At 67.8% G+C, this 11931-nt stretch carries 12 protein-coding genes and 1 tRNA gene; 4 read left to right on the top strand and 9 right to left on the bottom strand.

Annotation, left to right across the window (positions count from 1 at the left end; all coding sequences use genetic code 11):
- The gene (locus ACFQPG_RS02455) at positions 1-435 is read right to left on the bottom strand and encodes a DUF3576 domain-containing protein (RefSeq protein ID WP_380809993.1); all 435 of its coding nucleotides are present in this window, start codon (positions 433-435) and stop codon (positions 1-3) included.
- 181 nt (positions 436-616) lie between these two features.
- On the opposite strand from ACFQPG_RS02455, the gene ACFQPG_RS02450 reads away from it, so the two are divergent.
- Positions 617-1339: a porin gene (locus tag ACFQPG_RS02450; protein ID WP_380809992.1), complete on the top strand. Its 723-nt coding sequence runs from the start codon at positions 617-619 to the stop codon at positions 1337-1339.
- A gap of 39 nt (positions 1340-1378) precedes the next feature.
- On the opposite strand, the gene ACFQPG_RS02445 is transcribed toward ACFQPG_RS02450, so the two are convergent.
- Positions 1379-1873, bottom strand: a complete 495-nt coding sequence (locus tag ACFQPG_RS02445) for a thiamine phosphate synthase (protein ID WP_380809990.1) — start codon at positions 1871-1873, stop codon at positions 1379-1381.
- Positions 1874-1895: 22 nt separating this feature from the next.
- Here ACFQPG_RS02445 and ACFQPG_RS02440 point away from each other — a divergent pair, with 22 nt between their 5' ends.
- Positions 1896-2549 carry a YggS family pyridoxal phosphate-dependent enzyme gene (locus tag ACFQPG_RS02440; RefSeq protein ID WP_380809989.1) on the top strand — a complete coding sequence of 218 codons (654 nt, stop codon included), beginning with the start codon at positions 1896-1898 and terminating at the stop codon, positions 2547-2549.
- A gap of 9 nt (positions 2550-2558) precedes the next feature.
- On the opposite strand, the gene ribA is transcribed toward ACFQPG_RS02440, so the two are convergent.
- From ribA to ACFQPG_RS02420, 4 genes are all read right to left on the bottom strand, one after another.
- Positions 2559-3590 (bottom strand): GTP cyclohydrolase II, encoded by a 1032-nt coding sequence (gene ribA / locus ACFQPG_RS02435; protein ID WP_380809987.1) that lies wholly within the window; start codon positions 3588-3590, stop codon positions 2559-2561.
- Positions 3587-4369: an exodeoxyribonuclease III gene (locus tag ACFQPG_RS02430; protein ID WP_380811677.1), complete on the bottom strand. Its 783-nt coding sequence runs from the start codon at positions 4367-4369 to the stop codon at positions 3587-3589. Before ACFQPG_RS02430 ends, ribA begins: the two co-directional genes overlap by 4 nt.
- A 225-nt stretch (positions 4370-4594) precedes the next feature.
- Complete coding sequence (locus ACFQPG_RS02425; RefSeq protein ID WP_380809985.1) at positions 4595-5218, bottom strand: outer membrane lipoprotein carrier protein LolA; 624 nt, start codon at positions 5216-5218, stop codon at positions 4595-4597.
- Positions 5219-5313: 95 nt separating this feature from the next.
- Positions 5314-7656, bottom strand: a complete 2343-nt coding sequence (locus tag ACFQPG_RS02420; protein ID WP_380809983.1) for a DNA translocase FtsK 4TM domain-containing protein — start codon at positions 7654-7656, stop codon at positions 5314-5316.
- A 125-nt stretch (positions 7657-7781) separates the two neighbouring features.
- On the opposite strand from ACFQPG_RS02420, the gene ACFQPG_RS02415 reads away from it, so the two are divergent.
- Positions 7782-8999 (top strand): FAD-dependent monooxygenase, encoded by a 1218-nt coding sequence (locus ACFQPG_RS02415; protein ID WP_380809982.1) that lies wholly within the window; start codon positions 7782-7784, stop codon positions 8997-8999.
- 16 nt (positions 9000-9015) lie between these two features.
- On the opposite strand, the gene ACFQPG_RS02410 is transcribed toward ACFQPG_RS02415, so the two are convergent.
- Positions 9016-9657, bottom strand: a complete 642-nt coding sequence (locus tag ACFQPG_RS02410; RefSeq protein ID WP_380809980.1) for an LON peptidase substrate-binding domain-containing protein — start codon at positions 9655-9657, stop codon at positions 9016-9018.
- Positions 9654-10547 (bottom strand): tetratricopeptide repeat protein, encoded by an 894-nt coding sequence (locus ACFQPG_RS02405; protein ID WP_380809978.1) that lies wholly within the window; start codon positions 10545-10547, stop codon positions 9654-9656. Before ACFQPG_RS02405 ends, ACFQPG_RS02410 begins: the two co-directional genes overlap by 4 nt.
- Before the next feature lie 179 nt (positions 10548-10726).
- Here ACFQPG_RS02405 and ACFQPG_RS02400 point away from each other — a divergent pair.
- Positions 10727-10801, top strand: a tRNA-Gly gene (locus ACFQPG_RS02400).
- 70 nt (positions 10802-10871) lie between these two features.
- Here the strand turns inward: ACFQPG_RS02400 and bla are convergent.
- Entirely contained in the window at positions 10872-11867 is a 996-nt protein-coding gene (gene bla / locus ACFQPG_RS02395) for a class A beta-lactamase (RefSeq protein ID WP_380809977.1), read from the bottom strand.
- Positions 11868-11931 lie beyond the last annotated feature (64 nt).

Here is an 11931-nt window from a genome sequence, read left to right as displayed (position 1 = left end):
TCAGCCGCCCACCGTGGTGCGGCGGATATCGCGGGCGCGGGTGAGGATGATGTCCTCCAGTTTTTGCACCGTGGCGGCGCTGACCGGAGCATCGACCCACTGGCCACCCTGGTTGACCTGGCGCAGCGCAGCCACCCGCAAGGCGTCGGCGCGCAGCTCCTGATCGAGGATTGAGACGGTCAGCTTGACCCGCTCGCCCGGTGTGCTGGGGCTGGCGTACCAGTCGGTGACGATCACGCCGCCATTGCTGTCGGCGGTGATCAGCGGCGCGAAGCTCAGAGTGTCGATTGCGGCCCGCCACAGGTAGGTGTTGACGCCGATGGCGGTCATCCGGGAGGGCGCCAGCGTGTTGGGCAGATCGCGGTTGCGCGAACAGCCCGCGGAAAAGAGCGCCAGCGGGATCAGCGCAGCGGCAGCAAGCGGCAGACGGACCATCAGGTTCTTCCTGTCTCGAAAAGGTTCGCCGGCGTTATAAGAGGCGCACGCCAAGCCGCAAGCCGTCTCGCACCGGGGCAGCAATGTGGATTCAAGGTCACAGGCCGCTGGCTTCTTCCCGGCAGTCGTGGAACATTCGGGTTGGCCGGGCTATATTCGACTCGGCAGGGAGTAGGGCTTGGTGATTGGCGTATCGTCCGGTGTGATCAGGGTGGCTGCGGTGGGTGCCGCAGTAGCTATCCTGTTGCCTGCGACGTTCGCACTCGCTGCCCCCGCCGTGAAGAAGCGACCGCCCGCGGTTGCGTTGAGCTTCGAGCAAGGCTTCACCCCGGCGCAGGCCGATCCGCGGCTGGCCGCGGCCTTCGCCAACCGGCCGGTGTTGGCGAGTGATTTCAAGTTCACTCCGACGGCCAGCAAGCGGCGGCCTTCGCAGATTCGCGTGGCGATCCGCGCCCGCGCCGAGACTCCCGGGCAAGCCGTTGAGCGGGTTCGCGACGTTGCTGCGCAAACCGCCGCGGCCGGCGTGTCGCTCACTCCGGCGACGTACAACCTCGGCGTAGCGGTGGGCTGGAAGAGGTTCGCGATCTCGGGCGACGTGGCGACCGCCAAGAGCAGCAATCCCGCGCTCGGTCAGCGCGAGGCCGCGGTCCTCGGGCTCAGCTACGACCTGAAGCGGTTTACGGGCCGGGTTGCGGCCAGCGCCGACCATGCCGAACGGGATGTCCCCGCGCTTGGCGAATCCAAGGCCTATGCGCTGGATGTCGGCGGCGCGTACAATATCTCGAACCGCGTCGCGGTAACTGGCGGCGTGCGCTACAAGATCGAGCGCGACCGCGTCGCCACGCTGAACGATCAGCGCCGCGACAGCCAGGCGGTCTACGTCGGAACCGCGCTCAAGTTCTAAGCCAAGCGGTCGCAGCGCACTGAAGCGATGTCGCGGGATTTACTTTCCTGACGGCTTCTTGCGCATCGGCCAGCCATCAATCCCCGCCCAACCGGCAAAACCGAGCGGGGCTACCTGCCGAAAGCGGTGTACATCCATCCCGCCCAAGGCAACGGCCGCATGCCCCGCCAGGCGGACAAGTGCGGCGGCTTTCATTCTCGGCAGGGGCCGCCAGTCAGGATGGCTGCGCGTGGGGAACACCGGCGACACGAGCAGCCACCGGGCGCCCTGGAGCCGAGCCCGGGCGATCTCCCGCGCGGAGTGCACTCGCGCTGTCCTGCCTTGCGTCTCATCCACAACCACTAGCTGGCGGCCTGCCGCCCCTCGTCGAATCCTGCGGAGCAGCCGCGCCCGTTCTCCCGGCCCTAGGTGGTGATGGCGCACCAGGACGCCCGATCCGCGGGGAAGCCGGCGGATGATGGCAAGGAGTTCGGCGTCAAGCCGCGGATCGGTGATCAGCCAGGCAGTGGGGGTCTCGGGGTGGCGGCGCGGCATGGCGCCACCTATAGCAGCGCCCGTGAACCCAGCCTTCCGCCGCCAGCAGATCCTCGACACCATCTCCGCTGCGGCTCGCACCGCCGGCCGTCGGGCAGACGATGTGAAACTCCTCGCCGTCTCTAAGACCCGCGGCGCCGAGGCCATCGAGCCGCTGATCGAGGCTGGCCAACGCGATTTCGGCGAGAGCCGGCTGCAGGAGGCCGAGGCCAAGTGGCCAGCGCTGCTTCACCGCTGTCCGCACGTTCAGCTGCATTGCATCGGGCGCCTGCAGTCCAACAAGGCCGAAGCCGCGGTGGAGCTGTTCACGACGGTGCATTCGCTGGATCGCCGTTCGCTGCTCGACGCGCTGGTGGCCGCCGGGGAAAAGGCTGGTAAGTTCCCGAGCGCATTTGTGCAGGTCAACATCGGTGAGGAAGAGCAGAAGGGGGGCGTAGCGCTGGCCGAGCTGTCGGCCTTCCTGGCGGAGGTACGATCCTCGCCGCTGCCCTTGGCCGGGCTGATGGGGATTCCGCCGCTAGGGGTCGAGCCGTCTCCCTACTTCGCCCTGCTGGCCAAGCTGGCGCGACGCCACGACGTCACCGGACTGTCGATGGGAATGAGCTCCGATTATCGTGCGGCGGTGATGCTGGGCGCCACCGCGGTGCGGGTCGGGACGGCCTTGTTCGAGGACTAGCCCGACCCGTCAGTCGAGGTGGCCGCTACGGGTGCGTTTTGCGGCAAGGTAGGCGGCATTGTGGGGGTTCGGCGGCAGCCGGTGGGGAACGCGCTCGACAACTTCGATCCCGGCGCCTGTAAGTCCAGCAACCTTGGCCGGATTGTTGGTCAGCAGGCGCACGGCCTCGACCCCCAAGGCCCGGAGCATCGCCGCCGCGAGCCCGTAATCGCGCGCATCGTCGGCAAATCCCAGCCGCCGGTTGGCATCGACCGTGTCGAGGCCACGGTCCTGCAGCGCATAGGCCCGGATCTTGTTGGCCAGCCCAATCCCTCTCCCTTCGTCCCGCAGGTAAAGCAGTATCCCGCCCTCCCCGTCCGCGATCAGCCGGAGGGCGGAGCGCAGCTGCGGTCCGCAGTCGCACTTGAGCGAACCGAAAACATCCCCGGTCAGGCATTCGCTATGCAACCGCACCAGCGGCGGCCGGCCGCCGGGCGCTCCGACCATCAGCGCGACATGCTCGCTTCCGTCGTCGCAAACGCGAAAAGCGATGATCTGCGCATCCTGAACGCCGTCCAGGGGCAGCCGGGCGCGGGAGGCGATCACCGCGCGCTGCCTCCGGACTGCCTCCGCAACTTCGTCCGGCTCGACGTGGAGCGGAGTGTCGGACTGGACCAGCCATAGTGCCGGAAGCAGGCCGGCCAGGCGAGCCAGGGTCAAGGCCGCCTGGGTCTCCTCCGGCCGCTCGAGCGGGAGAACGGTCAGGGGGCCGGGCGTGAGCCGCGACAGGTCGCGTCCTGGATCAGCCAAGGCCCTTACCATGTCCCGGTCGAGCCACGCGCAGCGTGCGATGATCGCGGGACCCGAAGCCGCTTCGCGTTCGCTGGTCAATCTCAGCGCCGCCGCTCGCTCCGCACTTAGCAGAACGCTTGCGGACTCGCTTGGATCGAGCACCGCAAGCAGCTCGTCGCTCCCCGTCTCGATCGGCAGAAAGGCCTGCCGGCCGATCCGGACGGGGCGTCCAGCCCTCAGTGCCGCGATCGCTTCGGCGACGCTGCTCAAAGAGTCAGCTCGACGACCAGCGGGACGTGATCGGACGGCCGTTCCCAGCTGCGGCACGGCTCCAGCACATGGTGGCCGGTGGCCTGCTCGGCGAGGGTCGGGCTCGCCCACATATGGTCCAGCCGCCGGCCGCGGTCGTTCCTGGTGAAGTCGGGAGAGCGATAGCTCCACCAGGTGAAGCAGCGTTCGGGTGCGGGAACGAAGCGGCGACCAAGGTCCACCCAGTCGTGCGCCGCCTGCAACTGGCCAAGCGCCTCGATCTCGACCGGCGTATGGCTGACCACGTCGATCAAGGCCTTGTGGCTCCACACGTCGCACTCCAGTGGCGCGACGTTGAAGTCGCCGACGATCAAAGTCGGCTGAGCCAACTTTCCCGACCAGCGGGTCATCCGCTCGATGAAGTCGAGCTTCTGGCCGAACTTGGGGTTGAGCGCCCGGTCGGGGATGTCGCCCCCGGCTGGAACGTAGACGTTCTCCAATCGGATGCCGTGCGGCAACAGCGCCCCCACGTGCCGCGCCTCCCCATTGTCCTGCCAGTCGTGCCGGCCCGGGTCCCCCAGCGGCACCTTGGAGATGATCGCCACGCCATGGTGCATCTTCTGCCCGTTGAGCAGGATGTGCTCGTAACCGGCCTTGCGGAAGAAGTCGGCCGGAAAGACGTCGTTGTGCGCCTTGGTTTCCTGCAGACACAGGATGTCAGGAGCTTCTTCCCGCAGCAGGCGCTCGACGATGGCCGTCCGGGCGCGAACCGAGTTGATGTTCCAGGAGGCGATCTTCAGGGTCGTCACAGGCCCGCTCTAGCGTGAAGTTCGGGGAAAAGGCGAGTGGCCCTCATACGCAAAGGCCCCCGCTCCGGGGGCATGGAGCGAGGGCCGACCAAGCGTTCGTCACGCGAGGTGATCGCCAAGTCCGGGTAACAGGGGGAAACCCCGGCTCATCGACGATCAACACCGCCTGTAGACAATCACTGCTGACCCGGCGATGAACGATTGCAATTCAGGACGTTATTTCCGCCGCTTGGGCTCGGCAAAGGCAAAGGCGGTCTCCGGCACCGCGACGTTGTAGCGCTGGTTGTCGAGCTTCACGGTGGTGCGCTTGTTCTGCGCGTCGATCGCCGTCCAGCCCTCCAGCAGCAGGCCTCCCGGCGCGGAGGCCGACTTCACGAAGGCGAGAATCAACGTCCCGAACTCCGGCCGGCGCGCGTCGCGTGCGCGGACCAGCACGACCCGCGGATCCTTGGTGGGAAGCACCCTAGCGATTCGGTCAAGCTCTGGGTTCGGCGACAGCAGCACACTCAGCGGCGACTTGGCGACCGGCCAAGCCGACTTCTGGCCGACGTCATAATCGATGAAGGTCAGCGTCTTGCCATTGCCGACCAGCAGCATGTTGGCCCCGCTGCCATATTCGAAGCGGATGCGGCCGGGACGCTTCAGCGAAAGGCTGCCGCGCAGCGAGCGGTTCCGCTGGTCGGTCTGGAAGAAGCTGGCGGTCATCGACTGAGTGGCGCCGAGCGAGCGTTCGACCTGGTCGATCACCCCACTGCCCTGCGCGGCCGCAGCGCTGCCGGCGAACACGGCGATCGCGGCAACAGGGGCCAGTAGGCGCGCGGAAAGAGGGCTGAAAGGCATGGGGTCTCCTCAAGGAATGTTTGCGCGGGTGATGGCGCTCCGCCATTGAATGCGGTCTGAACCCGCCGGTTCCCCTGGGTTCAGCCCTGGGCGCCTCACAAGGGGTGGCCGTCGGTGTCCATCAGCACTTCGCGGCGGCCGACATGGTCCGGTTGGCCGACGCGGCCGTCCTTCTCCATCCGCTCGATTAGCCGCGCCGCGCTATTGTAGCCGATGCGCATCTGTCGCTGCAGGTAGGAGGTGGACGCCTTCTGGCTTTCGGCAACGATCTGGATCGCCTTGCGGTAGAGCTGGGTCTCGGCATCCTCCTCGCCGTCGGGCTGCCCGTCGAGAATGTAGCCGCCGTCCTCCGGCTCCTCGGTGACCGCCTGGATGTAGTCGGGCACCCCCTGCCGGCGCCAATGCTCGGCGATGCTGCGCACCTCCTCGTCGCTGACAAAGGGGCCGTGGACACGAAGGATCTGCTTGCCGCCGGGCATGTACAGCATGTCGCCCTTGCCCAGCAGTTGCTCCGCGCCCTGCTCGCCGAGAATCGTGCGGGAATCGATCTTGCTGGTGACCTGGAAGCTGATTCGCGTGGGCAGATTGGCCTTGATGACGCCGGTGATGACGTCGACCGAGGGGCGCTGGGTGGCCATGATCAGGTGGATGCCCGCCGCGCGGGCCTTCTGGGCGAGGCGCTGGATTAGGAATTCCACCTCCTTGCCGGCTGTCATCATCAGGTCGGCGAGTTCGTCCACCACCACCACGATCTGCGGCAGGACCTCATATTCGAGCTCCTCCGTCTCGTAGAGCGGCTGGCCGGAGTCGGCGTCGTAGCCGGTCTGCACCCGCCGCCCGAGCTTGGAGCCCTTGGCCTTGGCGTCGCGCACCTTTGCGTTGAAGCTGGCCAGGGCACGTACGCCGAGGCTCGCCATCATCCGATAACGCTCCTCCATCTGCTCGACGGTCCACTTGAGCGCGCGGATCGCCTTGGCCGGCTCGGTCACCACCGGGGAGAGCAGGTGGGGAATGTCATCGTAGACGCTGAGTTCCAGCATCTTGGGATCAATCATGATCATCCGGCACTCGTCCGGACCCATCCGGTAGAGCAGCGACAGGATCATGCAGTTGAGGCCGACCGACTTGCCGGATCCGGTTGTGCCGGCGACCAGCAGGTGCGGCATCGGTGCCAGGTCGGCGATAACCGGGTCGCCGGCGATGTTCTTGCCGAGGATCAGCGGCAGGCTCATCGCCTGATCCTCGAACGCCTGGCTTGCGACCAGCTCGCGCAGGGAGACCATCTCGCGCTTGGGATTGGGCAGCTCGATGCCGATCACGCTGCGTCCGGGGATGGTCGCGACGCGCGCGGACAGCGCCGACATGTTGCGGGCGATGTCGTCGGCCAGCTGGATGACACGACTGGCCTTGATCCCGCTGGCAGGTTCCAGCTCGTACAACGTGACCACCGGGCCGGGCCGAACCTCGACGATGTCGCCGCGAACGTGGAAGTCCTCCAGCACCGATTCGAGCAGGCGGGCGTTGCGCTCGAGGCCGGCCTTGTCGATCGGCTGCCGACTCCCTTCGGCGGGCGGGCTCAGCAGGTCGATCGGCGGCATCTGATAGCTGTCGCCCAAGGCAAGGCCGGGCTGCTGCTGCGGATCTGCGCGGCCACGGACCTTGGCCTCCTTCTTGCCAGCGGCGGGCGCGATCGCTCCCGAGGGCTCCGTAACCGCCACCGTGGGCCGGGACCGTGGCGGGGCAGCGGCAGCCGGTGCCTTGTCGCGCGGTTCGGCGGTTCGGCGAGGTGCGGGCTCCTGATCGCGGGGCGCACGGGCAAACAGGCTCGCCACCCAGCCCTTCTCCTCGGAGCGGAGCGCGAGCGCGACGATCGCAAGAAACAGCCCGCCCGCGGCGAACAACAGGATCAGGGTCAGCCGGGCGGGACCTTCCACGCCGGGGTTACCGATCAGGGCGAGCCCGGCATTGACGCCATGCGCCCCGGCGAGGCCCAGGGCTCCGCCCCATCCGCCCGGCAGGCCGGACACCGCCGACCCGGCGGTCAGGCCCAGGGCGACCCCGATCAGCGCGGCGCCGCCCCCGGCGACTAGCAGCGCTCTCCCCGGGCGACCCGCTCCCTCGCCGCGCAGCAGACGCAACCCGGCCAGCGCGATCACCGGCAGGAACAAAGCCGACCCAAGTCCGAACAGCAGCAGCAGGAGGTCGCTGGCGTAGGCGCCCGGAGCGCCGAGCCAATTGAGCGGCGGCCCACCCGCCGCGGTGCTCCAGCTCGGATCGGTCGACGAATGGGTGATCAGCGCAATGCCCAGCGCGATGCTGAGCGAAAGCAGCAGCGCGCCGCCAGTGCGGACAAGGAACGCCCGCAGCGATGCCTGCAGCTTCTCCCGCCAATCCGGCTCCAGCTCGCGCCGCTGAGCCCGCCCTGCCGCGGTCGCCATCCTTTTAGATCCCCACCCGTGCCTGTGCCGTGGCGCCACAATGCCTTGCCGGGGAGTCGGGGGTCAAGGATGTGGCCTCCGGCACGCCCCTCGCCAAGCGCCCTTGTGCGGCATACATGCATCACATGGATCATGCGGACGTCATCATTCTGGGCGGCGGGCTGGTCGGCCTGGCCCTCGCCGCGGCCCTCGACGTGAGCGGCCTTTCGAGCATCATCGTCGATCCGGCGGACCCGGACCAGCGCCGCGACGCGCGGTTCGACGGCCGGACCAGCGCGGTGTCCTCGTCCAGCATGCGAATGCTGGAGGCGACGGGCGTGGCCGGGCACTTCCCCGAACCGGGCAGCCCGATCCACTCGATCCGCGTGGCCGACGGCCTGGAGCCCGGCGGGCTCACCTTCGAGCCGGAGGACGATGACGAGGCGCTCGGCTGGATGCACGAAAATCGCCACCTGCGCGCGGCACTGCTGGCGCGGGCGGAAGCGGGGACGAGCATTCGCTTGCGGTGGAAGTCGTCGGCGGTGGCTACGGACCGGACCGACCATGGCGTCACGACGTCGCTGAACGACGGGTCGGTGGTCCGCGCCCCGTTCCTGGTGGTCGCGGAAGGGCGCAATTCACCAACCCGCGAGGCGGCGGGGATCCGGATCGCGCGCTGGCGCTACGATCATGCGGCGATCGTTTCGACACTGACCCACCAACTGCCGCACGAGCAGGTCGCATACGAGATCTTCTACCCGACCGGGCCATTCGCGTTGCTGCCGATGACTGACAGCGCCGACGGCCATCGCTCGGCGATCGTCTGGTCGGTGCCGAGCGCGGACGCGCATGGCTGGATGTCGCTGTCGGACGAAGACTTCGCGGCGGAAGCGCAGCAGGCCATGGGTGGCTTCCTTGGGCAGGTGCGGCTTGTGGCGCCCCGGTCGACCTACCCACTCGGCTTCCACCATGCGGCGCGGATCACCGCCCACCGGATGGCGCTGGTCGGCGATGCGGCGCATGCGATCCACCCGATCGCCGGGCAGGGGCTGAACCTCGGCTTCCGCGATGCGGCGGCGCTGGCGCAAGTGCTGGTGGAGGGCGCCCGTCTCGGCCTCGATCTCGGCGACCGACAGCTGCTCGACCGCTATCAGCGCTGGCGCAGTCTCGACACGTTGATGGTTGCAGCCTCGACCGACGGGCTGACCCGGCTCTACGGCCTGCCCGGCCGAGCCGCATCGGCGGTCCGCCGCTTCGGAATGAGCATGATAGACCGCGTTGGCCCGCTCAAGGCCAGACTCAATGCAGAAGCGCGGGGGACCAGCGGCGACCTTCCGCTGCTGCTGCGCGGACTGCCGATCTGATCTTGGCGCTCTAGCCCTACTGCAAGCGCGGGCTGAGGTCGCTGCCGCCGTGGGCAGCGCGGAGAAATTGCATCAGTTGCACCAGCAGGTCAGCGCGGCCGGCAAGGGTGGCTTCTTCCAGAAGGGCCTGCTTGGCGCCGGCGTCGAACGGCGCCACCTGGGCGATGGCGTTGACCAGCATCTCGTCATCGAGCCGGTTCACCGCTGCCCAGTCCACCGTCAGCCCCATGGCATCGCCAAGCCGCCGCGCCTCTCGCTCGACCTCCGACCGTTGGGCGAGGCCGAGCGGTTGAGGTTCCGAATCGTCGAACGCCGCGGTGTCCACGTCCGCCTGGCGGTAAGCGGTGCCGACATCGGCTTCGGCAATCAGGCGAAAGCGCTGGCTGCCCTGCAGGATGATGTTGAAGCGCCCATCGTCGAGCTCCTCCAGGCCGATGATCTCCCCGATGCAGCCGACCCGGTAGAGCGGGGGATGGTCGTCGACCTGATCCCCCACCCCTTGCGGCTGAATCATCCCGATCCGGCCTAGGGCGGAGCCGGCATCCTCGATCATTGCCCGATAGCGCGGCTCGAAGATGTGGAGCGGCAACTGGCTGCGCGGAAAGAGGATCGCTCCGGCCAGCGGGAAGAGCGGTACCCGGACGATGGCTTCGCTCACGTGAACAGCAATGCCGACAAGCGCCGCCGCTGGCTGCGCGCCCAAGGGTCTTCCAACCCGGCCGCTTCGAGTAGCTGAAGGAAGCGAGTCCGGGCCGCGCCTTCGCTCCACTCCCGGTCGCGCGCGATGATCTCCAGCAGCGCATCGGCGGCGCCTTCGCGGTCGCCCGCCGCCATCCGCGCCCCAGCCAGGTCGAAGCGCGCCTGGTGGTCGTCAGGATTGGCCGCGACGCGCTCCTCCAGTTCGGCGGTCTCGCCGCTCGGTGCGGCCGTGGCGACGTCCAGCGCGGCGCGAGCCCGGGCCAGCGCGGGATCCTTCGCCGCATCCTCGGGCGCCGCGTCCAGGGTCGCGCGCGCCTCGTCGGCGCGACCGGAGGCAATCAGCGCACGGGCCAGCCCGCCGAGCACCTCCGGATGCTCTGGCGCCATGTCGAGTATCTGCCGGAAGATATTCTCCGCCCGCTCGGTGTCCCCAGTGGCAAGCACTTCCTCGCCCATCGCGATCAGCGGCTCGATCTCCGCCTCGAGCGATTGCGCTTCCCCTTTTACCGGCAATTGACCGAGCAGCTGGTCGAGAACCCGCTTGATCTGGCCTTCGCTTCGATACTGGGTGAGGTCGGCAACCGGCTGGCCGCCGAACAGCGCGTAGACGGTCGGGATCGACTGGATCCGGAATTGCGCCGCGATCACCTTGTCCTTGTCGACGTCGATCTTGACCAGCTTGACGCCCTTGTCGGCATAGTCGGCCGCGACCTTGTCCAGCACCGGCCCGAGCTGCTTGCAGGGGCCGCACCACTCCGCCCAGAAGTCGAGGATCACCAGACTGGTCATGGACGGCTGCAGGACATTGTCCTGGAAGCTCTTGATCGCCTCGCGCTCCTCAGCGCTCATTCCCAGTGTCGCCACGCCGCCACCCTTATCCTGTGTGGCCCGCCATATGTGCGGCGCATCGGTGGCCCGCAAGGTTCGCGGCCCGCATCAACGAAGGGGTTGCGCGCCGCCGAAAGCCCATGCTAGGCGCGCCGCCTCACCCACGGGACCGGTTCAGCGGTCCTGTTCATGGCGCCAGAGCGGGCGTAGCTCAGGGGTAGAGCACAACCTTGCCAAGGTTGGGGTCGAGGGTTCGAATCCCTTCGCCCGCTCCAGCGGCCTTCGGGCGCAAAACTGCCCAGGATCTTACAAACTGCAATGCTCGCCGAGGAGGCGAGCCGGGCATCAGCGCGACAGGATGAAGCGATTCCCGCTGCCTGCTTCGTGCTGCTCGATTACCGCGCGCACGACATTGTTCATCAGGGTCATGCGGGTGATCAGCGGGGTTGAGGTCTTCTTGATCATCACTGCCACCGCATAGCTCCGGCCATCCGGCGCGGTGATGATGCCGATGTCGTTATACCCGGCCTGCACCGCGCCCAGCACCTGCCCGGTGCCGGTCTTGTGCGACAGCGACCATCCCGGCTTCAGGCCGCCGCGAAGCCGGTTCTTGCCGGTGCGCGTGTTGCCCATGGTCGTCAGCAGCCGCGCGGTCGACGCCGGAGACAACAGCTCTCCGCGCTTCAGCCGCGCAAGGGTGTCGACGATCGCGCTGACCGAGGCGCCGTCGTACGGGTCCTCGATATAACGATTGAACAAGGACTGGCGCAGGGACAGCGGCAGGGCATTGCGTGCCTTGTAGAAGGCATCACCGATCGAATAGCTCTGGCTCCACGTCAGCCCGGCGATTCGACTCTGCAGCGCGCGCTCGCCGTCGTAGAAGCGGATCTGACCCAAGCCCTTTTCGGCGATCATCCGGCGCACCGCGGCGGGGCCGCCGACCGAGCGCATCAATTTGTCGTTGGCCGTGTTGTCGCTCTTGGTGATCGCCTCGAACATCAGCGCGCCGAGACTGGTGGTGTAGCCGGCCTGCCCAAGCACCTTCTGGGCAATCGGCTGGTTAAACAGGGTGAGATCGCCTTGGGTGAGCGTCACCCGGTCGTCAAGGCTGACCCGCCCCTTGTCGACCGCGTCGAGAGCGGTCAGGGCGACCCACATCTTGCTCACGCTCTGTTGCGGATACAGCTCGTCCGCACGCCAGCCGAGACGCCAACCGCTCTCCACCGATTGAACGGCGATGCCGACCCGGCCGTTGAAGCCGGCGCCCAGCCCGTTGATCCGCGAAGCGAGAAGCGCCGGCGGTGCGGGCCGCATGACGACCGGCCGCGAGGGCGCCGCCACCTGTGCCGAAGCAGCCGGGCCCAGAAGCGCAGCCGCAACAATGGTTCCCACCCCAAGCCGCACT

Origin of the sequence: Sphingomonas sp. GCM10030256, from assembly GCF_042666415.1 — a bacterium.
In the GTDB taxonomy this organism is placed as follows: domain Bacteria; phylum Pseudomonadota; class Alphaproteobacteria; order Sphingomonadales; family Sphingomonadaceae; genus Sphingomicrobium.
This window is presented reverse-complemented; position numbering and strand designations above follow the sequence as displayed.

Coding starts and splice junctions, on each gene's coding strand:
- ACFQPG_RS02455 (WP_380809993.1), bottom strand. CDS start 435: ATGGTCCGTCTGCCGCTTGCTGCCGCTGCGCTGATCCCGCTGGCGCTC.
- ACFQPG_RS02445 (WP_380809990.1), bottom strand. CDS start 1,873: ATGCCGCGCCGCCACCCCGAGACCCCCACTGCCTGGCTGATCACCGAT.
- ACFQPG_RS02425 (WP_380809985.1), bottom strand. CDS start 5,218: ATGCCTTTCAGCCCTCTTTCCGCGCGCCTACTGGCCCCTGTTGCCGCG.
- ACFQPG_RS02420 (WP_380809983.1), bottom strand. CDS start 7,656: ATGGCGACCGCGGCAGGGCGGGCTCAGCGGCGCGAGCTGGAGCCGGAT.
- ACFQPG_RS02415 (WP_380809982.1), top strand. CDS start 7,782: ATGGATCATGCGGACGTCATCATTCTGGGCGGCGGGCTGGTCGGCCTG.
- ACFQPG_RS02405 (WP_380809978.1), bottom strand. CDS start 10,547: ATGAGCGCTGAGGAGCGCGAGGCGATCAAGAGCTTCCAGGACAATGTC.